This is a genomic window from Pseudomonas sp. 3MAES_34.3B, from assembly GCF_058145875.1.
Genome location: NZ_CM176960.1, coordinates 4,165,402 through 4,185,098 on the forward strand (window position 1 = coordinate 4,165,402; position 19,697 = coordinate 4,185,098).

Here is a 19,697-nt window from a genome sequence, read left to right on the forward strand (position 1 = left end):
TACAGGACCACGCGGCCTAGAGCGACCGGCGGGCATGCATGCTGCCAAGGGCGACAGGAAGTTGGGACCTCCGCGGTACTTATATGCCGGCATCGATGCAGAGCAATCCCTCAAGCAGGGCGTGACAGCCGTAACCGAGCATTTCAAAATCGTCAAAATCACTGAAATAAAAACGCCCAGCTCGAAAGCTGGGCGTTTTTTGAGGGATCAGTGAGGGATCAGAGCTGATCCCGCTCTTTGACACCTAAGGGCTTATAACCTATAAACCCTTGATTTATATGGCGGAGAGATAGGGATTTGAACCCTAGGTACTGTTGCCAGTACAACGGATTTCGAATCCGTCCCGTTCGACCACTCCGGCATCTCTCCAGTGGCGCGCATGATAGCAGCAGTTTCGCTTGAGGCGAAGCCCCTTGTGTAAAAAAAACCGCGTGCTATCAGGCGCTTGCGTGAGCGCTGCGCTTACAGCGGCACACCCAGGCGTTTGGCGACTTCTTCATAGGCTTCGATCACGTCACCGAGGCCCTGGCGGAAGCGGTCCTTGTCCATCTTCTTGCGGGTTTCCTTGTCCCACAGGCGGCAGCCGTCGGGGCTGAACTCGTCGCCCAGCACGATCTGGCCGTGGAACACGCCGAATTCCAGCTTGAAGTCCACCAGCAGCAGGCCGGCGTCGTCGAAGAGCTTGTTCAGCACTTCGTTCACCTTGAGCGACAGCTGCTTCATGGTTGCCAGTTGCTCGGCGGTGCCCCAGCCGAACGCGACCACGTGGGATTCGTTGATGAACGGGTCGCCCATGGCGTCGTTCTTCAGGAACAGTTCGAAGGTAGACGGCACCAGCTGCTTGCCCTCCTCCACGCCCAGGCGCTTGACCAGGCTGCCGGCGGCGTAGTTACGCACTACACATTCCACCGGGATCATGTCGAGCTTTTTCACCAGGCATTCGTTGTCGCCCAGCAAGCGGTCGAACTGGGTGGGTACACCGGCTTCTTCCAGCTTTTGCATGATGAAGGCGTTGAACTTGTTGTTCACCATGCCCTTGCGGTCCAGCTGTTCGATGCGCTTGCCGTCGAACGCCGACGTGTCGTTGCGGAACAGGAGGATCAGGCGGTCGGCGTCGTCGGTCTTGTAAACCGATTTGGCCTTGCCGCGGTAGAGTTCTTCGCGCTTTTCCATGAGGGGCTCCGCTAACTGTAAGTGGGCTGGCTAGGCTATGGCGCGCCAGTCCAGCCCTGATGCCTGATCCGCCAGCTGCAGCCAGGCCGAGTCGCACCCCAACGTGTCGACGAAGCATTGCCTGGCGCGTTCCGGCAGGTTGTTCTTCTGGCTGAGGTGGGCGAGCACGAGGTGCTGCAAGCCTTGCCATCCCAGTTCCGCCACCAGGTTCGCGGCCTGGTGGTTGTTCAAATGTCCACGGTCCCCACCCACCCGCTGTTTCAGGTAGTAGGGATAAGGCCCGCCTGCAAGCAGGTCGCGGCAGTGGTTGGACTCGATCATCAACGCATCGAGGCCGCTGTAGTGGTTCATCACCTTCGGGCACCACGAGCCCAGGTCGGTGAGCAGGCCGAAGCGCCGCTTGCCGTCGCTGAACACGTACTGCGTGGGCTCGCGAGCATCGTGGGCCACGCCGACAACACGCACATGCAGGTCGCCGATATCGAACGCATCGCCACAATGCACGGCGCGGGCCGAAACAACCGGCTTGCGCAGCCCGCTGCGGGTGCCTTCGCTGAGGTACACCGGCACATTGTAGCGCCGCGACAGCAGCTCTACCCCGTGCACGTGGTCGGCATGTTCGTGGGTGACCAATACTGCCTTCAGCTGAGCGGGGTGTACGCCGAGCAACGCCATGCGCCGCTCGGTTTCACGCAGCGAAAAGCCACAGTCGACCAGCACCAGCGTCTTGCCACTGGAGACGAGCGTGCCATTCCCTTGGCTTCCGCTTCCGAGAACGGCGAAGCGCACGTTAGCCCAGGTTGTCCTGAATCACACTCAACACGCGGCGGGCTACATCAGCCGGGGCCACGGTGTTGATGTTCTTCTCGACGGTGACTTGCACAGCCTCGCCTACCTTGCTCAGGCGGATCTGATAGCGATCGGCGCGGGCTTCGAGTTCTTCCTTGGTGGGCTCGTGACCGAACAGCCGGCCGAAGAAGCCAGGCTTGTTGTCGTCGGCGCGGCCACCCTTCTCGGCCAGGTTGATGTAGTACAGACCAAGGCTGCGGTTGATGTCCTCGACGCGCCATTGCCCGCCCTGCTCCAACGCACGGCCAACGCTCGACCAGGCGCGGTCCAGGTCGGCGCCCACGGTGAGCACCGGGTTGCCGCTGCCGTCTTCGGTCATGGCGACCTGGCTTGGGGCGTCGAAGTCGCGAGCGGCCAGCAAGGACACCGAACCGCCCTTCTCGGCGCCGCGGGTGAGGCTGGAGAGCATTTCGTCAACCAGGGTGGCATCCACGCCGCTGGTGGTGCGCGCAGGGAAAGCGACGTCTTCGGTGCTGCCGGCAGGGCGTTGGGCGCTTACCACGTAGATTTCACTGGTATTGCGCTGCACGCCGGGCTCGACACGCACTTGCAGGCGGATGTCGCCGTTTACGTCCGAGCCGCCACGCAGGCGTTGGCCCAGGTCGCTGCTCAGGCTGTCGAACGGCTGCCACGCCGTGGTGAACTCGCCGGTTTGTACGCTTTCCTGGTCGATACGGAAGCCGTTGTCCTCGAAGAACTGCCGGGCCACTGGCCAGGCCTCGGCCGGTGGGCGCTGCGCCAGGATCCAGCGGCTGGCGGCGCTTTTCTGCAGGGTGAAGTCCCCGCTTTCGGCGACCACGGACAGCGGCTGCGGGCGCGGCACGTCGTAATCGTTGAGCGCGGTGTCGTCCGCCACGTTACGTGGAATGGGCAACAGGGGATCGAGCCGCTTGCTGGTGGCCACGCCTTCCGGCAGGTTCATCGGTGCGGTGCGACGGGCTTCGAGGTAGTCGTTGCCACGGTCGCGGAAATAACCGTGTTCACCCCAGAGCCAACCACAGCCACTGGTACTCGAAATAATGACAGCAAGGGCGGAAAGACCAGCCAAGCGCTTCATGCGTTGTACTTCCTCACTCAAACCAGAACGCCGGACTGGCGCAGGGCCTGCCGCAGCGGCTCGTGACAGGGTTCACTCAACCAGGTGAGCGGCAGGCGGATGCCTTCGGCCATCAGGCCCATTTCATGTAGCGCGAACTTCACCGGGATCGGGTTGGCCTCGAGGAAGAGATTCTTGTGCAGCGGCATCAGTTGTTCGTTCAGCGCGCGGGCCGTGGCGGCGTCACCCTTGAGGGCGGCGGCGCAGAGGTCGGCCATCTGGCGCGGCGCCACGTTGGCGGTTACCGAAATATTGCCCTTGCCGCCCAGCAGGATGAGCTCCACGGCGGTGGGATCGTCACCGGACAGCAGGATGAAATCCTGGCTCATGCGGTCGAGGATGTCCTTGGCGCGTTGCAGGTCGCCAGTGGCTTCCTTGATGCCGATGATGTTCGGCACCTTCGACAGCCGCGCCACCGTATCGGCCTGCATGTCGCACGCGGTGCGGCCTGGCACGTTGTAAAGGATTTGCGGGATGGCCACGGCCTTGGCGATATGGCTGAAGTGCTGGAACAAGCCTTCCTGGGTTGGCTTGTTGTAGTACGGCGTGACCAGCAGGCAGGCGTCGGCCCCGGCATTCTTGGCGTTGGTGGTCAGCTCTACCGCTTCGCGAGTGGAGTTGGCGCCCGTGCCGGCGATAACCGGGATGCGCTTGTTGACCTGGTCCACGACCCGGCGGATAACCTCGATGTGCTCTTGTACGTCGAGGGTGGCCGATTCACCGGTGGTGCCGACGGCGACGATGGCATCGGTGCCGTTTTCGAGGTGGAAATCCACCAGCTTGCTGAGAGCGTCCCAGTCGAGATCGCCCTTGGCATCCATCGGGGTGACCAACGCCACCATGCTGCCCGCGTACATGCAACCGCTCCTGCCGGAAAAAGAGAGCGGTAATGGTACTGGCGCCACCGACCTTGCACAAGCGACGGCTCGGTTTCGAGCATTCCCACGGGCGGCGCTTTTCGCTACCCTTGACCCTTTGATCGACATGGGCGGGCGCCCTTGCCATGATCGCCCCGCCGGGCGGCCATTGCCGGCTCGTCTGCGGCGCCGGCCTTGCGTGCGGCTCCCCGCCTGTCTCGACCGCTCATCGCTTTAGGAAGGCTGCATGTCCACCCCACCCGTTCGCGAACAATTTCTCGTCCTCAGCGCCATGGGCCGCAATCCCATGGAGCTGACCAATGTGCTTTGCCGTGCCAGCCACGACAGCCGCTGCTCGGTGGTGACTTCCCGCCTCACCCGCCACGGCGAGTACAGCGCGCTGGTATTGCAGGTGGCTGGCAACTGGGATGCACTGGCCCGTTTCGAAGGCCTGCTGCCCGGCCTGGCCAAGCGCCACGACCTGCACGTGGATGTTGTGCGCAGTTCCACGCTCGAAAGCCGCCCGCAGGCGCTGCCCTATGTGGCGTACGTGAGCTCGGTGTACCGTTCTGACATCATCAACGAGCTGTGTCAGTTCTTCATCGATAACAACGTGGAGCTGGAAAACCTCACCTGCGACACGTACCAGGCGCCGCAAACCGGCGGCATGATGCTCAACGCCACGTTCACGGTTACCCTCCCCGCCGGCGTACAGATCAGCTGGCTGCGCGATCAGTTCCTGGACTTCGCCGATGCCTTGAACCTGGACGCGCTCATCGAACCGTGGCGCCCTCAGAACCCTGCGTAAGGAACGTTTCATGGCCGTAGCCCTCGACCAGCCGGTGCCGGATTTCAGCGCACAGGCCACTTCCGGTCATACCGTTTCCCTGTCCGAGCTGCATGGGCGCAAGGTGGTGCTGTACTTCTACCCCAAGGACAGTACCCCCGGCTGCACCACCCAAGGCCAGGGTTTCCGCGACCTGCACGAGCAGTTCGAAGCCGCGGGCACCACGGTGTTCGGCATCTCCCGCGATGGGCTGAAATCCCACGAGAACTTCAAGGCCAAGCAGGGCTTTACCTTCGAGCTGATCAGCGACAAGGACGAAACCCTGTGCCAGCTGTTCGATGTGATCAAGCTGAAAAAGCTGTACGGAAAGGAATACCTGGGCGTAGACCGCAGCACCTTCCTGATCGATGAGCAGGGCGTGCTGCGCCGCGAATGGCGTGGGGTGAAAGTGCCCGGTCATGTGGCCGAAGTACTCGAGGCCGCCAAGAACGTGTAGGAGCCGGCGTGAGCCGGCGAACATTCCAGGGCTACGCTACAACAACGGCGCCACGCCGCCCTGGTTGCGCGGCCACGCCTCGAGCACGGCTTTCACCAAGGTGGCCAGGGGTATGGCGAAGAAGATCCCCCAGAAGCCCCACAGCCCGCCAAACAGCAGCACCGCGCAAATGATCGCCACGGGGTGCAGGTTCACCGCTTCGGCGAACAGCAATGGCACCAGTACGTTGCCGTCCAGGGCCTGGATAATGCCGTACACCACCATCAGGTAGATGAACTGGTCGCCCCAGCCCCACTGGAACAGCGCGATCATCGCCACCGGGACGGTTACCACCACCGCACCCACGTACGGCACCACCACGGAAATACCCACCAATAGCGCCAGCAGCGCGGCGTAATTGAGGCCCAGGGCGACGAAACCGATGTAGGTCGCCACGCCACAGATCACGATCTCGATGACCTTGCCGCGAATGTAATTGGCGATCTGCCGGTTCATTTCCTGGGTCACGCGGGTGAGCAATGCGCGCTCTCGGGGCAGGTAGCCGTTGATCCAGCGGCCGATCAGCTCACGGTCCTTGAGAAAGAAGAACACCAGGATCGGCACCAGCACGCAGTAGATCATCAGGTTGACCAGGAACGGCACGCTGGACAGCGACAAGGTAAGCGCCCACTGGCCGAACTTGCCGATCTGGCCGCGGGCAGCTTCGATGGCCGCCAGTACTTGTTCATCGGTAACCACCTGCGGGTAGCGCTCGGGCAGCAGCAACAGCAGCGATTGCCACTTGCCGAGCATGCCGGGCAGCTCGTTGAACAGGGTGATGATCTGATGCCAGAGCAACGGCACCAGCACCAGCACGATCACCGCCAACAGCCCCATGAACAGGGTGAACACCAGCCCCACCGCCATGGCCGGTGGCATGCGCCAGCGTTCCAACTGCGCAACCAGGCCATGCATCAGGAACGACAGCACCATCGCCGCCAGCACGGGCGCGAGCATGCCGCCCACCGTGAGCACCACGGTGAACGCGAGCACCAGCAGCAATACCAGTACAACCGCTTCTTCATCCGAAAAGTAGCGCTGGGTCCAGTCCCTGAACAGCTTGTACATGCAGAATCCTTGGGCCGAAGGTCAGATCTTCTGTAGCCAGTAAGTGTAGGTCCCCGCCTGTGCCGATTCACTCAACAGGGCGTTGCCGGACAGCTTCGCGAAGGTACGGAAATCCCGCTGCGAGCCGGCATCGGTGGCCACCACCTTGAGCACCCCGCCCGCCGGCAAACCATTGAGGGCCAACTTGGCCTTGAGCAAGGGAAGCGGACAATTCAGACCGCTGGCGTCTACCTCGGCGTCACACTTTATTTCATCAACCATCGAAACCCTCACAAAATCGGTGTAGTGCAGTGTTCATTCAGCCAAAGTGCCGCAGGGGAAGGGTACAGGAACTGCCTGGAGGGTTTCATGCCACGGTTTAAGCCGTTTGCCTGGCCTCGCGCCCTTGTCGCTCACCCCTTGCCATGGATACAGTACCCTTTTGCCGCCCAGAGTTTCGTGCATGACCCTTCTGCGCCCTACGCTGTTGGCCCTGGCCTGCCTTCTCGCCGTTCCCGCCCTGGGTGACGACCTTCCTTCCCTCGGCGACGCCAGCTCGGCGATCGTGTCTCCTGAACAGGAGCACGACCTTGGCCGCGCCTGGCTGAGCATGCTGCGCTCGCAGGTAAAGCAACTCCCGGATGCTCAGCTCAAGGACTTCGTTGAAACCAGCGTTTACCGCTTGGCCGAAACCAGCCAGGTGCAGGACCGGCGGCTGGAATTCATCATCATCGACAGCAAGGAACTCAACGCCTTCGCCGCGCCGGGCGGCATCGTTGGGGTGAACGGCGGGTTGTTCCTGGGCGCCGAAACCGAAGGCGAATATGCCGGGGTGCTGGCCCACGAACTCGCTCACTTGTCTCAGCGGCACTTTGCGCGCGGGCTGGAAGAACAACAGCGGATACAGCTGCCGATGATGGCGGCGTTGCTGGCAGGCGTGGTGATGGCGGCGGCGGGGGCCGGCGATGCGGGCATGGCGACGATATTCGGCAGCCAGGCGGCGGCGATCCAGAGCCAGCGTGGCTTCTCGCGGCAAAACGAGGCAGAAGCCGACCGTATCGGTATTCTCAACCTGCAAAAAGCCGGCTACGACCCGCGAAACATGCCCAACATGTTCGAGCGCCTGGCGCGGCAGTACCAGTTTGACGGCAAGCCGCCGGAATTCCTGCTGACCCACCCGGTGACCGAATCCCGTATCGCCGACACCCGCAACCGCGCCGAGCAGGCGCCCAAGGGCGGCAAGGAAGACAGCCAGCTGTACCAATTGATGCGCGCGCGGGTGCAACTGATGTACGAGGAAACTCCAGGCCTTGCCGCCAAGCGATTCCGTGCCCAGCTGGATGAAAACCCCAAGAACGACGTGGCCCGCTACGGCCTGGCCATTGCCCAGGTGAAGGCCGGCCAGCTCAACGAGGCCCGGGAAAACCTCAAGCCGCTGCTCACCAGCGCGCCTAACGACCTCACCTACAACCTGGCCGAAATCGACCTGGATATCACCAACAACCGCTTGCCCGATGCCCAGCAACGGGTGGATCGGATGCTCACCCTGTTCCCGGCCAGTTACCCCCTCAACCAGGCACGCATCGACCTGCTGCTCAAGCAAGGCCGAACCGCAGACGCTGAAAAGGGTCTGGATGCACTGCTCAAGGCACGGCCGGAAGACCCGGACGTGTGGTACATGGTCGCGGAAACCCGCGGCCAGAACGGCAACATCATTGGCCTGCATCAGGCACGCGCCGAGTACTTCGCGCTGATCGGCGACTTCCAGCAGGCTATCCAGCAGCTGGACTTCGCCAAGCGCAGGGCTGGCGACAACTTCCCGCTGGCGTCGCGCATCGACGCCCGGCAGAAGGAAATGATGGAGCAGGAGCGCGCGGTGAAAGAAATGATGCGTTAGGCCGCGCCAGCATAATTTGGTCGCCCGGCTGGCCGTTTCGCCAGCTTGAGCGATGCTTAAGGGATACTGACGAAGGAGACCCGCATGCTCATCCGCACCCTCGCGCTCACCGCCCTGTTCGCCGCCAGCCCGCTATACGCGGCCGACGGCGACTCGCCGCTGGCCCAGGACCGCGGCAAAGCCAGGCCCTTGCTCATTTATTCCAAAAGCGGAAGTGATCAGGCGCTGGTCAATGAAAGCACCGCCGTACAAGACCCCGGCCTGAAACAGCGCGACGTGGTGGTGTACAAGGTAGTTGGGCTGGCCGGCGAGCGAAACGGCAAGCCGCTGGAAACCCAGGCCACCATGGCGTTGATCCGTGAGCTGAACCTGGGCGCGGGCACCAAGGCCAAAGTGGTACTGGTGGGCAAGGACGGCGAGAAAAAACTGGAGAGTACCGACCCGCTCCCGCTGGACAAGATTTTCTCCACCATCGACCAGATGCCGATGGCCGAGAAGGAAGCCGCCGCCGCGGCGGCGCCCGCCGAACCTGCCCCGGATGCCGGTAAAGCCAAGGGCAAGCCTGGCAAGGCAACCGCCGCCAAGCCCGCCGCCGACCTCGAAGATTAAACCGCCTGCGCTACCATTGCCGGCAGGCTGGCTGGGCTGAGCAGCGCTACCAGGTGCTCGACAATCTGGCGTGCCTCGTTGTCCTTCAGTGTAAGCGCCGGCAACAGGCGCACAACATTGCCCCGCGTTACATTCAGCAGCAGCCCGCCTTCAGCCGCCTGGCTGGCCAGTTTGCCAGTGGCCTCGGTCAGCTCGATACCGATCATCAAGCCCTTGCCGCGCACCTCACGCACACCAGGATGCCCGGCAAGCCGATCCGTCAACGCTTTTAGCAGCCATGCACCCTGCCGCTGGGCATTAGCCAGCAACTGCTGCTCTTCAATAATGTCCAGCACCTCGCAAGCCACCCGGCACGCCAGCGGGTTGCCGCCAAAGGTACTGCCATGGCTGCCCGGGGTGAGCAAACGTGCCGTCCGCGCGCGGGCCAGGCAGGCGCCGATGGGGATGCCGTTGGCCAGCCCTTTGGCCAGGGTGACCACATCCGGCAGCACGCCCTCCTCGGCATAGGCGAACCAGTGCCCCGTGCGGCCCACGCCGGTTTGCACCTCGTCGAGCATCATCAGCCACCCCTGGCGATCGCATAGCGCCCGCACCGCCCGCAGGTAGCTTGCCGGTGCTGGCCGCACGCCGCCCTCCCCTTGCACCGGTTCAAGTAACACTGCAACCACGTCGGCCCCGTGCTGACGAGCGATGGCCTCCAACGCGGGTACGTCGCCGAACGGCACCCGCAGGAAATCCTCGTCATAAGCACCGAAACCCAGCCGTACGCCAGCCCCATCACTGGCGGCCAGCGTGGCCAGGGTGCGGCCGTGGAATGCCCCTTCCATGACCACGATAAGCGGCCGCTGCACGCCTTTGTACCAGCCTGCCAGCCGGGCAAGCTTGAGCGCGGTTTCGTTGGCTTCAGCGCCAGAGTTGTTGAAGAACGCCGCATCCAGCCCGCTCAACATGGTGAGTTTCGCAGCCAATCGATGCTGCCAGTCGATGGCGTAGTGGTTGGAGGTATGGAGCAGCAGGCCGGCCTGGTCGCGTATCGCCGCCACCACCCTGGGGTGGCAGTGGCCTACGCTGGTGACCGCCACGCCGCCCATTGCATCGAGGTATCGGTTGCCGGAAGCATCCCAGAGCGTACTGCCCTCGCCACGCACAAAGCTCAGCGGCAGAGGTTTATAGGTGTTCATCAGGGCTGTGGCGGTCATGGTTCGGGCTCCTTTCCGTGAAGAACACCAGTATCGTTAGCCACCTCAACTGGATAAACTGCAGCACGCTTCAATCATTAAAAAGCTGGGATTGATAATGGACGTACTGCAGGCCATGGCGGTGTATGTGCGGGTAGTGGAGGACGGCAGCATGACCGCCGCCGCCCAGGCCTGCGGCTTGTCAACCACGATGGTGGGCAACCACCTCCGCGCCCTTGAGCAGCGGCTTGGGGTGAGCCTGTTACAGCGCACCACACGGCGACAGCGGCTCACTGAATTTGGTACCCAGTACTACCAGCGTTGCGTGGAGGTGCTGGGCCTGGTGGATGCCGCCGAGCGCCTGGCCGAGCAAGCCCAGGCCGAGCCCGCCGGCCGGCTGCGGATTACCGCCCCGCTGACCTTCGGCGTAGAGCGGCTTTCCCCCGCATTGGCCGAATACCACCGCCGCTACCCCAAGGTGCGGCTGGACGTGGTACTCAGCAATCAGCGCCTGGACCTGCTGGAGAATGGCTTTGACCTGGCGTTCCGCCTTGGCAACCCAGACCCGGCCAATGGCGTGATTGCCCGGCCGTTGGAGGATTACACCCTCACCATGTGCGCAGCGCCGGGCTACCTGGATGCCCACGGCGTGCCCCTGCAGCCGCTGGACCTGCAACGCCACGAGTGCCTCGCGTTCGCCTACCCCGCAGGGGACGACTGGCGCTCTGTGGAAAAGGAATGGCGGCTTGAGGGGCCGGAGGGGGAAATGGTGGTGCCGGTCAGTGGGCCGCTGACCATGAACAGTTCATCGGCGATGCACCAGGCGGCGCTGGCCGGCATGGGCATTGTGATGATGCCTGATGCCCTGGTGGCCGAGGACCTGGCCGAAGGGCGGCTGGTGGCCTTGCTGCAGGAGTGGCGCCTGCCCTCCCGGCCAATGAACCTGATGTACGCCAGCGACCGGTATCGGCTACCGAAAATCCGCAGCTTCGTGGAGTTTTCTCTCGCCCGCTGGGCACGGCCGTATTAAAGCGCACAAAGCCTGTAGCCGTGCCAGCCGCAAACGCCGTAAGCTCCTGCCGCTGCCCTTTCGTGGAATGCCTGATCATGCCCGACCTGCCCAGCCAGCCCCTGCTGTGGGGCTTTGCCCTGCTGATTGCCGACCTGTTGCTGTGGCAATGGGCGCCTTTCGCCCACCAGGCTGGCCGGGTAGGCGTGCGGGTGGCACTGTTTCTGGGCTACAGCGCCGTGATCATGGCCGCTGGTATCAGCCCGCTGCAGCCGCCGCCCTGGCCTGACAACACGTTGTGGAACCTCGCCGCCACCGGCCTTGCGATCATCTGGTGGCTGTATGGCGCCCGTACCCTGGGCGAGGTGCTGGGGCTGATTCTTACCCGGCGTATCGGCCACAGCGGCCGCCTGCTGCGCGATGTGCTGGGCGCCGTGGTGTTTCTTATCGCGGTGGTGGCGGCGGCGGGCTACGTGCTGCAACTGCCGGTCAAAGGCCTTCTGGCTACGTCCGGTGCCGTCGCGATCATCGTGGGCCTTGCGCTGCAAAGCACCCTTAGCGACGTGTTTTCCGGGATCGTGCTCAACACCACCAAGCCTTACCAAGTGGATGACTGGGTGGCCATCGACGGTACCGAAGGCAAGGTGACCGACATCGACTGGCGCGCCACGCACCTGCTCACCACCGCCGGCGCTACCGCCGTGGTGCCGAACTCGGTGGCCGCCAAGGCGCGCATTGTCAATTACAGCCGCCCCGCTGGGCGCCATGGGGTCACTATTACCGTGAGCGTGCCCAATCAGGTGCGGCCGGGCCGAGTGCTGGAGGCCTTGGAGCGGGCACTTCGCGGCAGCCATGCGCTATTGCCCGATCCACCCCCCAGGGCGCTGGTAAAAGAGGCCGGTGAAGACTCCACCGAATACACCGCCAGCGGGTTCGTGGCCAACCTCGTCAGCAAAGGCGAAGTACGCAACCAGCTGTTCGACCTGGCCCACCGCCACCTGGAAGCGGCGGGCGTGACCAGCCACGACAGCGGCCCGGCGAGCACCCGCAAACGCGCCCTGCTCGATGAGGTGAAAGTGTTCCGAGCGCTCGCCTCCAGCGAGAAGGACCGCCTCGCCGACGCCTTGCAGGCCCGTGACGTGCCTGCCGGGCAGGTGATCCTGGACGTGGGCGAAGTACCGTCCAACCTGTTCATCATCGGTGCCGGCGTGGTGAGCGCGGCCATCGCGAACGGCGACACCTTCATCGAAGCGGGCCGCATGGGCCCGGGCGAAGTGATGGGCGAACAGAGCGTGCTTGACGATACCCCTTCGCAGGCCCGTTTCACCGCGCTTACGTCTTGCACCCTCTACAGCGTCGACAAGGCCCTCACGCGTGAATGCGTAGCCGCCCGCGCAGAAGTGGGTAAGGCCCTGCAGAAGCTGCAGGCGGTACGGCGCCAGAGCAGCCAGTCTCTGCTGTTGCAACGCCCCGCGCCAGTGCGCAAGGGTGGCTTTCTGGGGTGGCTGCAGCGGCATTGAACGCGCCGGCAGGGAGCAGGAACTCCCGCATTCGCCGGATTTCCAACCTGTACCACCGGCCTGTAGGGATACCAGGGAGACCATGCCATGCCGGACACCTGTGCCTGCCCCAAATGCAAGGCATTCGCTACGCCCTCCTTCCAACGCAACGGCTACGCCTTTTGTAGCCAAGCTTGCGCGGACCGGCACCCAGACAAACAACCCTGCCCACGCTCGGATTGCCACTGCGAGCAGGCGGTATTCGAGGAAGACGAGCGCAACGGCGGGCACCTGGCAAGCGCCGGTAAATTCCCCACGGCATTTCCCTGACCAGCCGTCGGCAAGCGGCTCGCCGGGCTTACAACGCAGCGCCAGAAAGCTCCAGCAAGCGCTCTAGCGTCTAAGCTGGAAGCAGTGAGACAGAATTCTCGTCACCAGGCTAAGCACTATGGGCGCTCTGTGGCACAACGATCCCGGCAAGACCAAGGCGACCGTCGATAGCCCGGACCCCGCTCAGCCGCCCGCCCCTCCAAAACGTTACGGCCGCCGCGTGGCACTGCTGTTGCTGCTGGGCGCAGCCGTGGCGGTGGGCCTGGCGGCCCGCTCGGAAATGCAAAGTTCGCGCGTGCAGGCCCATCTGCTGTCCCGCTGGGCGGCCGACCTCACCTATACACCGGGCGAGGGCCCGAGCGACAGCATCGTCTACCCCTCGGCGGGGCCCTTCGACAAGCGCCTGGGCTACAGCGATATCGGCGCGTTCGTGACCCGCCTGCTGCAACGTAACTACGCCGTGGAGCGGCAAATGCAGTTCTCGCCCGCGCTCAGCCGCTACGCCGGTCATGGCTTGTTCATTCCCTACGCCGAAAAGCCTCAGGCAGGGTTGCTGATCAATGATTGCACCGCTGGCGAGTTCTATCGTTTCCGCTACCCGCAGCAGCTGTATGAAACCTTCGAGGAAATTCCGCCCCTTGCCGTAAGCAGCCTGCTGTTCATCGAGAACCGCCGCCTGCTCGATGCCAATCAGCCCCAGCAAAACCCGGCAGTCGACTGGCCGCGGTTCGCCAAGGCTGCCTGGAGCCAGGTCGCCCGCACGCTGGGCCTGCCCGGCCAGTCGGCGGGCGGCAGCACACTGGCCACGCAGTTGGAGAAATACCGCCATTCCCCGGACGGGCTTACTGCCTCCGGCCCTGAAAAGCTGCGGCAGATGCTGGCCGCCAGTGTGCGGGCGTATCAGGAAGGCCCGAACACCTTGCCCGCGCGCCAGCGCATCGTGCGTGATTACCTCAACAGTGTGCCGCTTTCCGCTGTGCCAGGGCATGGCGAGGTCCACGGCCTCGCAGAGGGGTTGCGGGTGTGGTACGGCGCCGACTTCAAGCAGGTGAACGCAGCCCTGAGTAGCCAGGACACCAGCGCCAAAGCCTTGTCCGATCGTGGCCTTGCACTGCGCCAGGTGCTCTCGCTGATGATTGCCCAGCGGCGCCCGTCGCACTTTTTGAGCCGCGGGCATGATGAGCTGGATGAGCTCACCGACGCCCATGTACGCCTGCTCGCCGGCCAGAACGTAATCCCGCCCGAGTTGGCCAAAGCCGCACTGGCGAGCCGCCTGCATTGGCGCGATTGGGCCAAGGAACCTACTTGGGAGCCCTACGCAAATGACAAGGGCGTAAGCGTGGCGCGCAGCCGCCTGGCCGGTTTGCTGAACGTGCCACTGTACGACCTGGACCGCCTCGACCTGTCTGCCACTACCAGCCTGAATGCCAAGTTGCAAAGCGAGGCCACCGAGTACCTCAAGCACTTGGCCGACCCCGCATTCGCGCAGGGTATCGGCGTGATCGGCGAGCGCCTGCTCACGCCTGCCAGCACCAGGGAAGTGAAGTACAGCTTCACCTTGTTCGAGAACACGCCGGATGGCGCGCATGTGCGGGTGCAAACCGACAACACCGACCAGCCCTTCGATATCAACGAAGGCAGCAAGCTGGAGCTGGGCTCCACCGCCAAGCTGCGGGTGCTCACCAGCTACCTTGAGATCATCAACGAGTTGCACGATCAATATGCCGGCCAAAGCCCCTCGGCGCTGCGCAAGGTCGCGGTAGAGCCGCAGGATCACCTCACCCGCTGGGCCCTCGATTACCTGCTCGAGCACCGCGATACCAACCTCAAGGCCATGCTCGATGCGGCACTGGAGCGCAAGTATTCGGCAAACCCCGGGGAGCGGTTCTTCACCGGCGGCGGCTTGCACACCTTCCATAACTTCCGCCGCGAAGACGACGGCCGCAGCCCTAGCCTCAAGGAAGCGCTGCAAGAGTCCATCAACCTGCCGTTCGTGCGGCTGATGCGTGACTTGGTGCGCTACAGCATCTATCAGGCCCCGAGTAATAGCGCCGAACTGCTCAAGGACGACAACAACCCCGAGCGGCAGACCTACCTGGCCCGGTTCGCCGACCGCGAAGGCACCGAGTACCTGCGCAGGTTTTGGCGCAAATATGAAGGCAAGGCCACCAATGACCGCTTCGAGACCTTCCTCGACAGCTTGAGGGTGACCCCCGTGCGCCTGGCGGCGGTGCACCGTTACCTTTACCCCAACGCCCAATTGCCGGAGTTCACCCGCTTCGTGCGCAAGCACTGGGACAAAACCCCGCTCACCGATACGCGGCTGGAACAGATGTACCAGAGCTACGGCCCCGGCGCTTACGACCTGCCTGATCAGGGTTACATTGCCCGGGTACACCCCTTGGACCTCTGGCTGCTGGGCTACCTGATGCAACACCCGGATGCCCAATGGAGCGAGGTGGTCGAGGCCAGCCGCTTCGAGCGGCAGGAAGTGTACGGCTGGCTGTTCAAGAGCCGACACAAGGGCGCGCGCGACAGCCGCATCCGCACCATGATCGAAATTGAAGCGTTCCTGGACATTCACCGCCGCTGGCAGCGCCTGGGCTACCCGTTCGACCACCTGGTGCCGTCGCTGGCGACCGCGCTGGGCGGCTCCGGCGACCGCCCCGCCTCGCTGGCCGAGCTGATGGGGGTGATCCTCAACGACGGCGTGCGAATGCCCACGGTGCGTATCGACAACCTGCTGTTCGCCCAAGGCACGCCTTACGAAACATCCCTGATTACCCGCACCGATGGCGGCGAACGGCTGCTGTCGAGCGAAGTGGCCAGCGCCATGCGCGAAGCCCTGGCGCAGGTGGTGGATGCCGGTACCGCCCGGCGCGTGGCGGGCAGCTTCACCCACCCCGACGGCAGCCCGCTGGCCATGGGTGGCAAAACCGGCACCGGGGACAACCGGATCGAAAGTTTCGGCAGCGGCGGCCGCTTGCTGGGCTCTCGCTCGCTCAACCGCACGGCCACCTTCGTGTTCTACCTGGGCGAGCACCACTTCGGCACGCTCACGGCGTTCGTACCCGGGCGCGCCTCCGCCAACTTCACCTTCACCTCCGCCTTGCCGGTACAGGTATTGAAGGGCATGGCGCCATTCCTGAACACCTATCTGCAAGGCGGCGGCGGCGAAGGGGCGTGTATTGCCCGGCCGCGCCCACTGACGTCCATGGCGACGGGCGGTGAGATACATCTGTAGACGTTTCTTAAGATATATCTTAGTCTTGCTCCCGTACCCAACGAGAGCATAGACATGAGACATAACCTTCCCCCCCACGACGGCTTCGAGCGAGGCCGCGGCCGTGAGCGCGGTGGCCGTGGTGGCCGTGTATTCGCCCCCGGCGACCTGAAGTTGCTGCTGTTGGCAATGGTTGCCGAACAGCCCTGCCACGGCTACGACCTGATCCGCCGCATCGAAACAATGTTCGATGACGCCTACAGCCCCAGCCCTGGCGTGATTTACCCAACCCTCACCTTCCTTGAAGAAAGTGACCTGATTGTCAGTGCCAGCGAAGGCAGCAAAAAGCTGTTCAGCGCAACCGACGCCGGGCGCGCGCACCTGACAGAACAGGCCGTGGCACTGGACGGCATCCGCACCCGCATTGACGTGAGCAAGCGCGCGCTGCGTGGCCAGGACCGCCCACCGGCGATTCAAGAGGCGGTCAATAACCTGCGTCATGCCTTGCAACTTCATCATGGCCGCTGGAGCGAGGCAGAAATCGCCCGCGTGCGCGACCTGCTCAATTCCACTGCCCGCGCCATCGCCGATGGCCCCACTCAACAGGACTGACCCATGACCAAAGGCCCCGATTCGGCTGTTCGCCGCGTGATGCACGAGATCAAGCGCCGCAAGCTGGAGGTGTTGCGCGTGACCGACCTCACCCCCCGCATGCGCCGTATTACGGTAGGCGGGCCGGAGCTGGCCGGCTTTTTGAGCCTAGGCAGCGACGACCACATCAAGCTGATGTTCCCGCGCAATGCCGAGGAAGAAGCCGCGCTGCACACCATGGTGCTGGGGCGTGACAACGAAGGGCCGAAGCCGGCCATGCGCGATTACACCCCGCGCCGTATCGACCTGGAAAAAGGCGAGCTGGACATCGACTTCGTGATCCACGGCGACGGGCCAGCGTCCACCTGGGCCGAGGCGGCCGAACCTGGCCACACGCTCTACATCGGTGGGCCACGGAGCTCGTTGATCGTGGAGGATGTGTTCGACAGCTACCTGCTGATCGGCGACGAAACCGCGCTACCCGCCATCGGCCGCCGGCTGGAAGAACTGCCGGCCAACCGCCAGGTATTGGCCGTTATCGAAATCGAAGACGAGCAGGAGCGGCAGCCGTTGCTGGAGCGCCCGGGCATCGAGGTGATCTGGGTGCCGCGGCACACGCAAAACCTCGAAGCCGTGGTTGCGGGGCTTACCCTTCCCGGGGGCGAACTCTATGCGTGGATTGGTACCGAAGCCGCCCTCTCCCGCCGGCTGCGGCGGATCTTGCTGGACCATTTCAAGCTGAGCGAGGACGCCATCAAGGCCGCGGGTTACTGGCGGCGCGACGAGGACGTACCTGCCTGAGCCCGAGGTAGCGGTCCAGCGCCACCAGCGCCAGGCCGCCCCCGCAATAGCCGGCCAGCAGGCCCAGCGCATTGACGAGGGTGCGGGCAAAACCCAGTTCGGTCACATCCAGGAACGGGTAGGGCCACACCCCGATGCTCGCGCCTCGCAACAGCGTGAAGCCATACCAGCCCAAGGGATACAGCGCCCAGGCCAGCACATGCGCCGGGCGCAAATGCCCCTTGGGCACGCGCCACCACCAGAAGCCCAACATCGCCAGCGGCATGATGTTGTGCAGCACCTCATTGGCCAGCCATTGCGGACCTTGCGGGTTCCAGTACTGGCGCAACAGCAGGTTGTAAGCGATCCCTACCAGCAACATGCTGATTACCGCACACCCGGCCACCGCCGGCCGGCGCAGGCACCGCGCGGCCCATGTGCTGCGCGGCCAGGCTGCGGCGCTGAGCACGCTGGCCGCGAAGGTGTTGCTTAGCACAGTGAAATAACTGAAAACGTTGATCAGCCCACCTACCAGGCTGGCCCCCAGCTGCCAACGTACTTCCAGCGCCAGATACAGCTGCAATGCCAGTGCCGCCCAGGCAATCGCGGCCATCAGCTTCAGCCCCTTCTCCCCTCGCATCAGCAGCCGCTCCGTATTGTTACGAAGCGGACAAAACTGTGTCTTTGCAGCGGCGCTTTGCCGCAGGCGGAGATATCTATATCCTCCCGGCGCCTCAGGCTGAACCCGTTCAGCTTGCACGATAAAACCATTAGAAAGATTGCCTTCAATGCCTGCTTATACTTCCCGCCGCGACGGCGGTACCCTGCTTTGCGTAGCCACGGCCACGGCCATCACGGCCTGTGCCTTGGCCGGCCCGGCCTTCTCGGCGGACATGTTCGACGCTGATTCGCCCTATATGTTCGGTGACTGGAACGGCCAGCGCAGCGACCTCGCTCGCCGCGGCTACGACTTCAAGCTCGATTACGTGGGCGAAGCCGGCGCCAACCTGCACGGCGGCTATGATCACGACCACGTTGCCCGCTACAGCGACCAGATCGGCCTCGGCGCCCACCTGGACCTGCAGAAGATCCTCGGCTGGCACGGCGCGGACTTCCAGGTCACGGTAACCGATCGCAATGGCGATAACATCAGCAACGACCGCATCAACGACCCGCGCGTGGGTGGGTTCACCTCGGCGCAGGAAGTATGGGGCCGCGGGCAGATCTGGCGATTGACCCAGCTGTGGTACCGGCAAACCTTCCTGGACGACAAGCTGGACATCAAGGTGGGCCGCTTCGGCGAAGGTGAAGACTTCAACAGCTTCCCGTGCGACTTCCAGAACCTGGCGTTCTGCGGCTCCCAGGTGGGCAACTGGGCTGGCAGCATCTGGTACAACTGGCCGGTAAGCCAGTGGGCGATGCGGGTGAAATACCACATCACTGCGGAGCTGTACGCGCAGGTGGGTGCCTTCGAGCAGAACCCGTCCAACCTTGAAAACGACAATGGCTTCAAGCTCAGCGGCAGCGGCACAGAAGGCGCGCTGATCCCTGTGGAGCTGGTGTGGACGCCCAAGGTGCAAGGCCTGCCGGGGGAATACCGTATCGGTTATTACTACAGCAGCGCCGATGCCACCGATGTTTACAAAGACAGCAACGGCAATGCCGCCGCGCTGAGTGGTAATTCATACCGCAGCGCATCGAGCAAACATGGGATGTGGTTGGGCGCTCGCCAGCAACTGACCAGCCTGGCCAGTGACGGCTCTCGTGGCCTGAGCGTGTTCGCCAACCTTACCCTGCATGACAAGAAAACCAACGCCATCGACAACTATGTGCAGGCCGGCGTTGTTTACAAAGGCCTGCTTGACGCCCGGCCGGCGGACGACATTGGCCTGGGCCTGGCGCGTATCCACGTGAACCCGGCGTACCGTCACAACGCCGAAGCGGTGAACGCCGCCAACGACGTGTCCAGCTACGACGACCCTGCCTACCTGCCGGTGCAGCGCACCGAGTACAGCGCGGAATTGAACTACGGCATTCATGTGGCCAACTGGCTGACCTTGCGCCCGAACGTTCAATACATCCGTCACCCGGGTGGAGTATCTCAACTAGACGACGCGCTGATCGGCGGCCTCAAGGTACAGGCGTCGTTCTAAACCAATATTTAGCGAACTAACCGAAGGGAAACCAACCTACAAGCCTGTAGGAAATTTCTCGACATATTTTCAACGACTGGAGAT

19 protein-coding genes and 1 tRNA gene are annotated in these 19,697 nt (G+C 63.5%); 11 read left to right on the forward strand and 9 right to left on the reverse strand.

Annotated elements, in window-relative coordinates; translation table 11 throughout:
- Positions 1-279: 279 nt before the first annotated feature.
- From AC3Z8Y_RS18490 to dapA, 5 genes are all read right to left on the reverse strand, one after another.
- A tRNA-Ser gene (locus AC3Z8Y_RS18490) sits at positions 280-369 on the reverse strand.
- Positions 370-462: 93 nt separating this feature from the next.
- A complete protein-coding gene (gene purC, locus AC3Z8Y_RS18495) occupies positions 463-1,173 on the reverse strand; it encodes a phosphoribosylaminoimidazolesuccinocarboxamide synthase (RefSeq protein WP_181111464.1) in 711 nt (236 codons plus the stop codon).
- 30 nt (positions 1,174-1,203) lie between these two features.
- On the reverse strand, positions 1,204-1,962 hold the full coding sequence (locus AC3Z8Y_RS18500; protein WP_490087048.1) for an MBL fold metallo-hydrolase: 759 nt from the start codon (positions 1,960-1,962) through the stop codon (positions 1,204-1,206).
- Between the two features lies 1 nt (position 1,963).
- Entirely contained in the window at positions 1,964-3,079 is a 1,116-nt protein-coding gene (gene bamC, locus AC3Z8Y_RS18505; protein ID WP_490087049.1) for an NlpB/DapX family lipoprotein, read from the reverse strand.
- Between the two features lie 17 nt (positions 3,080-3,096).
- Positions 3,097-3,975 (reverse strand): 4-hydroxy-tetrahydrodipicolinate synthase, encoded by an 879-nt coding sequence (gene dapA, locus AC3Z8Y_RS18510; protein ID WP_490087050.1) that lies wholly within the window; start codon positions 3,973-3,975, stop codon positions 3,097-3,099.
- Positions 3,976-4,222: 247 nt separating this feature from the next.
- Here dapA and AC3Z8Y_RS18515 point away from each other — a divergent pair, with 247 nt between their 5' ends.
- Both AC3Z8Y_RS18515 and AC3Z8Y_RS18520 read left to right on the forward strand, forming a co-directional pair.
- Positions 4,223-4,783, forward strand: coding sequence for a glycine cleavage system transcriptional repressor (locus tag AC3Z8Y_RS18515; RefSeq protein ID WP_490087051.1), 561 nt, complete (start codon positions 4,223-4,225; stop codon positions 4,781-4,783).
- Between the two features lie 10 nt (positions 4,784-4,793).
- Complete coding sequence (locus AC3Z8Y_RS18520) at positions 4,794-5,258, forward strand: peroxiredoxin (protein ID WP_490087052.1); 465 nt, start codon at positions 4,794-4,796, stop codon at positions 5,256-5,258.
- Positions 5,259-5,294: 36 nt separating this feature from the next.
- Here AC3Z8Y_RS18520 and AC3Z8Y_RS18525 read toward each other — a convergent pair whose 3' ends face one another.
- Both AC3Z8Y_RS18525 and AC3Z8Y_RS18530 read right to left on the reverse strand, forming a co-directional pair.
- Positions 5,295-6,365, reverse strand: a complete 1,071-nt coding sequence (locus AC3Z8Y_RS18525; RefSeq protein ID WP_181111459.1) for an AI-2E family transporter — start codon at positions 6,363-6,365, stop codon at positions 5,295-5,297.
- A 21-nt stretch (positions 6,366-6,386) separates the two neighbouring features.
- On the reverse strand, positions 6,387-6,626 hold the full coding sequence (locus AC3Z8Y_RS18530; RefSeq protein ID WP_490087053.1) for a sulfurtransferase TusA family protein: 240 nt from the start codon (positions 6,624-6,626) through the stop codon (positions 6,387-6,389).
- Between the two features lie 181 nt (positions 6,627-6,807).
- Here AC3Z8Y_RS18530 and AC3Z8Y_RS18535 point away from each other — a divergent pair, with 181 nt between their 5' ends.
- Positions 6,808-8,241: a M48 family metalloprotease gene (locus AC3Z8Y_RS18535; RefSeq protein WP_490087054.1), complete on the forward strand. Its 1,434-nt coding sequence runs from the start codon at positions 6,808-6,810 to the stop codon at positions 8,239-8,241.
- An 84-nt stretch (positions 8,242-8,325) separates the two neighbouring features.
- A complete protein-coding gene (locus AC3Z8Y_RS18540; RefSeq protein ID WP_490087055.1) occupies positions 8,326-8,850 on the forward strand; it encodes a DUF4174 domain-containing protein in 525 nt (174 codons plus the stop codon).
- Here the strand turns inward: AC3Z8Y_RS18540 and AC3Z8Y_RS18545 are convergent.
- Positions 8,847-10,049 (reverse strand): aspartate aminotransferase family protein, encoded by a 1,203-nt coding sequence (locus tag AC3Z8Y_RS18545; protein WP_490087056.1) that lies wholly within the window; start codon positions 10,047-10,049, stop codon positions 8,847-8,849. The two genes, AC3Z8Y_RS18540 and AC3Z8Y_RS18545, sit on opposite strands and share 4 nt — an antisense overlap.
- Before the next feature lie 97 nt (positions 10,050-10,146).
- Between AC3Z8Y_RS18545 and AC3Z8Y_RS18550 the strand changes: the two genes are divergently transcribed.
- The 6 genes from AC3Z8Y_RS18550 (at position 10,147) to AC3Z8Y_RS18575 (ending at position 17,481) form a co-directional block, all read left to right on the forward strand.
- Entirely contained in the window at positions 10,147-11,058 is a 912-nt protein-coding gene (locus AC3Z8Y_RS18550) for a LysR family transcriptional regulator (RefSeq protein ID WP_490087057.1), read from the forward strand.
- 77 nt (positions 11,059-11,135) lie between these two features.
- Positions 11,136-12,557 carry a mechanosensitive ion channel domain-containing protein gene (locus AC3Z8Y_RS18555; RefSeq protein ID WP_490087058.1) on the forward strand — a complete coding sequence of 474 codons (1,422 nt, stop codon included), beginning with the start codon at positions 11,136-11,138 and terminating at the stop codon, positions 12,555-12,557.
- 87 nt (positions 12,558-12,644) lie between these two features.
- Positions 12,645-12,866: a hypothetical protein gene (locus AC3Z8Y_RS18560; protein WP_490087059.1), complete on the forward strand. Its 222-nt coding sequence runs from the start codon at positions 12,645-12,647 to the stop codon at positions 12,864-12,866.
- Positions 12,867-12,984: 118 nt separating this feature from the next.
- Positions 12,985-16,110: a transglycosylase domain-containing protein gene (locus AC3Z8Y_RS18565; RefSeq protein WP_490087060.1), complete on the forward strand. Its 3,126-nt coding sequence runs from the start codon at positions 12,985-12,987 to the stop codon at positions 16,108-16,110.
- A 54-nt stretch (positions 16,111-16,164) separates the two neighbouring features.
- On the forward strand, positions 16,165-16,701 hold the full coding sequence (locus AC3Z8Y_RS18570) for a PadR family transcriptional regulator (protein WP_490087061.1): 537 nt from the start codon (positions 16,165-16,167) through the stop codon (positions 16,699-16,701).
- Between the two features lie 3 nt (positions 16,702-16,704).
- On the forward strand, positions 16,705-17,481 hold the full coding sequence (locus AC3Z8Y_RS18575) for a siderophore-interacting protein (protein ID WP_490087062.1): 777 nt from the start codon (positions 16,705-16,707) through the stop codon (positions 17,479-17,481).
- Here AC3Z8Y_RS18575 and AC3Z8Y_RS18580 read toward each other — a convergent pair.
- Positions 17,435-18,100 carry a Pr6Pr family membrane protein gene (locus AC3Z8Y_RS18580; protein ID WP_490087063.1) on the reverse strand — a complete coding sequence of 222 codons (666 nt, stop codon included), beginning with the start codon at positions 18,098-18,100 and terminating at the stop codon, positions 17,435-17,437. The two genes, AC3Z8Y_RS18575 and AC3Z8Y_RS18580, sit on opposite strands and share 47 nt — an antisense overlap.
- A gap of 148 nt (positions 18,101-18,248) precedes the next feature.
- On the opposite strand from AC3Z8Y_RS18580, the gene AC3Z8Y_RS18585 reads away from it, so the two are divergent.
- Positions 18,249-19,613 (forward strand): carbohydrate porin, encoded by a 1,365-nt coding sequence (locus tag AC3Z8Y_RS18585; protein ID WP_490087064.1) that lies wholly within the window; start codon positions 18,249-18,251, stop codon positions 19,611-19,613.
- The last annotated feature ends 84 nt before the right edge of the window (positions 19,614-19,697 follow it).

Bases quoted from the DNA above. Each gene is read 5' to 3' on its own strand.
- purC (WP_181111464.1), bottom strand. From the start codon at position 1,173: ATGGAAAAGCGCGAAGAACTCTACCGCGGCAAGGCCAAATCGGTTTAC.
- bamC (WP_490087049.1), bottom strand. From the start codon at position 3,079: ATGAAGCGCTTGGCTGGTCTTTCCGCCCTTGCTGTCATTATTTCGAGT.
- dapA (WP_490087050.1), bottom strand. From the start codon at position 3,975: ATGTACGCGGGCAGCATGGTGGCGTTGGTCACCCCGATGGATGCCAAG.
- AC3Z8Y_RS18515 (WP_490087051.1), top strand. From the start codon at position 4,223: ATGTCCACCCCACCCGTTCGCGAACAATTTCTCGTCCTCAGCGCCATG.
- AC3Z8Y_RS18520 (WP_490087052.1), top strand. From the start codon at position 4,794: ATGGCCGTAGCCCTCGACCAGCCGGTGCCGGATTTCAGCGCACAGGCC.
- AC3Z8Y_RS18525 (WP_181111459.1), bottom strand. From the start codon at position 6,365: ATGTACAAGCTGTTCAGGGACTGGACCCAGCGCTACTTTTCGGATGAA.
- AC3Z8Y_RS18530 (WP_490087053.1), bottom strand. From the start codon at position 6,626: ATGGTTGATGAAATAAAGTGTGACGCCGAGGTAGACGCCAGCGGTCTG.
- AC3Z8Y_RS18535 (WP_490087054.1), top strand. From the start codon at position 6,808: ATGACCCTTCTGCGCCCTACGCTGTTGGCCCTGGCCTGCCTTCTCGCC.
- AC3Z8Y_RS18540 (WP_490087055.1), top strand. From the start codon at position 8,326: ATGCTCATCCGCACCCTCGCGCTCACCGCCCTGTTCGCCGCCAGCCCG.
- AC3Z8Y_RS18545 (WP_490087056.1), bottom strand. From the start codon at position 10,049: ATGACCGCCACAGCCCTGATGAACACCTATAAACCTCTGCCGCTGAGC.
- AC3Z8Y_RS18550 (WP_490087057.1), top strand. From the start codon at position 10,147: ATGGACGTACTGCAGGCCATGGCGGTGTATGTGCGGGTAGTGGAGGAC.
- AC3Z8Y_RS18555 (WP_490087058.1), top strand. From the start codon at position 11,136: ATGCCCGACCTGCCCAGCCAGCCCCTGCTGTGGGGCTTTGCCCTGCTG.
- AC3Z8Y_RS18560 (WP_490087059.1), top strand. From the start codon at position 12,645: ATGCCGGACACCTGTGCCTGCCCCAAATGCAAGGCATTCGCTACGCCC.
- AC3Z8Y_RS18565 (WP_490087060.1), top strand. From the start codon at position 12,985: ATGGGCGCTCTGTGGCACAACGATCCCGGCAAGACCAAGGCGACCGTC.
- AC3Z8Y_RS18570 (WP_490087061.1), top strand. From the start codon at position 16,165: ATGAGACATAACCTTCCCCCCCACGACGGCTTCGAGCGAGGCCGCGGC.
- AC3Z8Y_RS18575 (WP_490087062.1), top strand. From the start codon at position 16,705: ATGACCAAAGGCCCCGATTCGGCTGTTCGCCGCGTGATGCACGAGATC.
- AC3Z8Y_RS18580 (WP_490087063.1), bottom strand. From the start codon at position 18,100: ATGCGAGGGGAGAAGGGGCTGAAGCTGATGGCCGCGATTGCCTGGGCG.
- AC3Z8Y_RS18585 (WP_490087064.1), top strand. From the start codon at position 18,249: ATGCCTGCTTATACTTCCCGCCGCGACGGCGGTACCCTGCTTTGCGTA.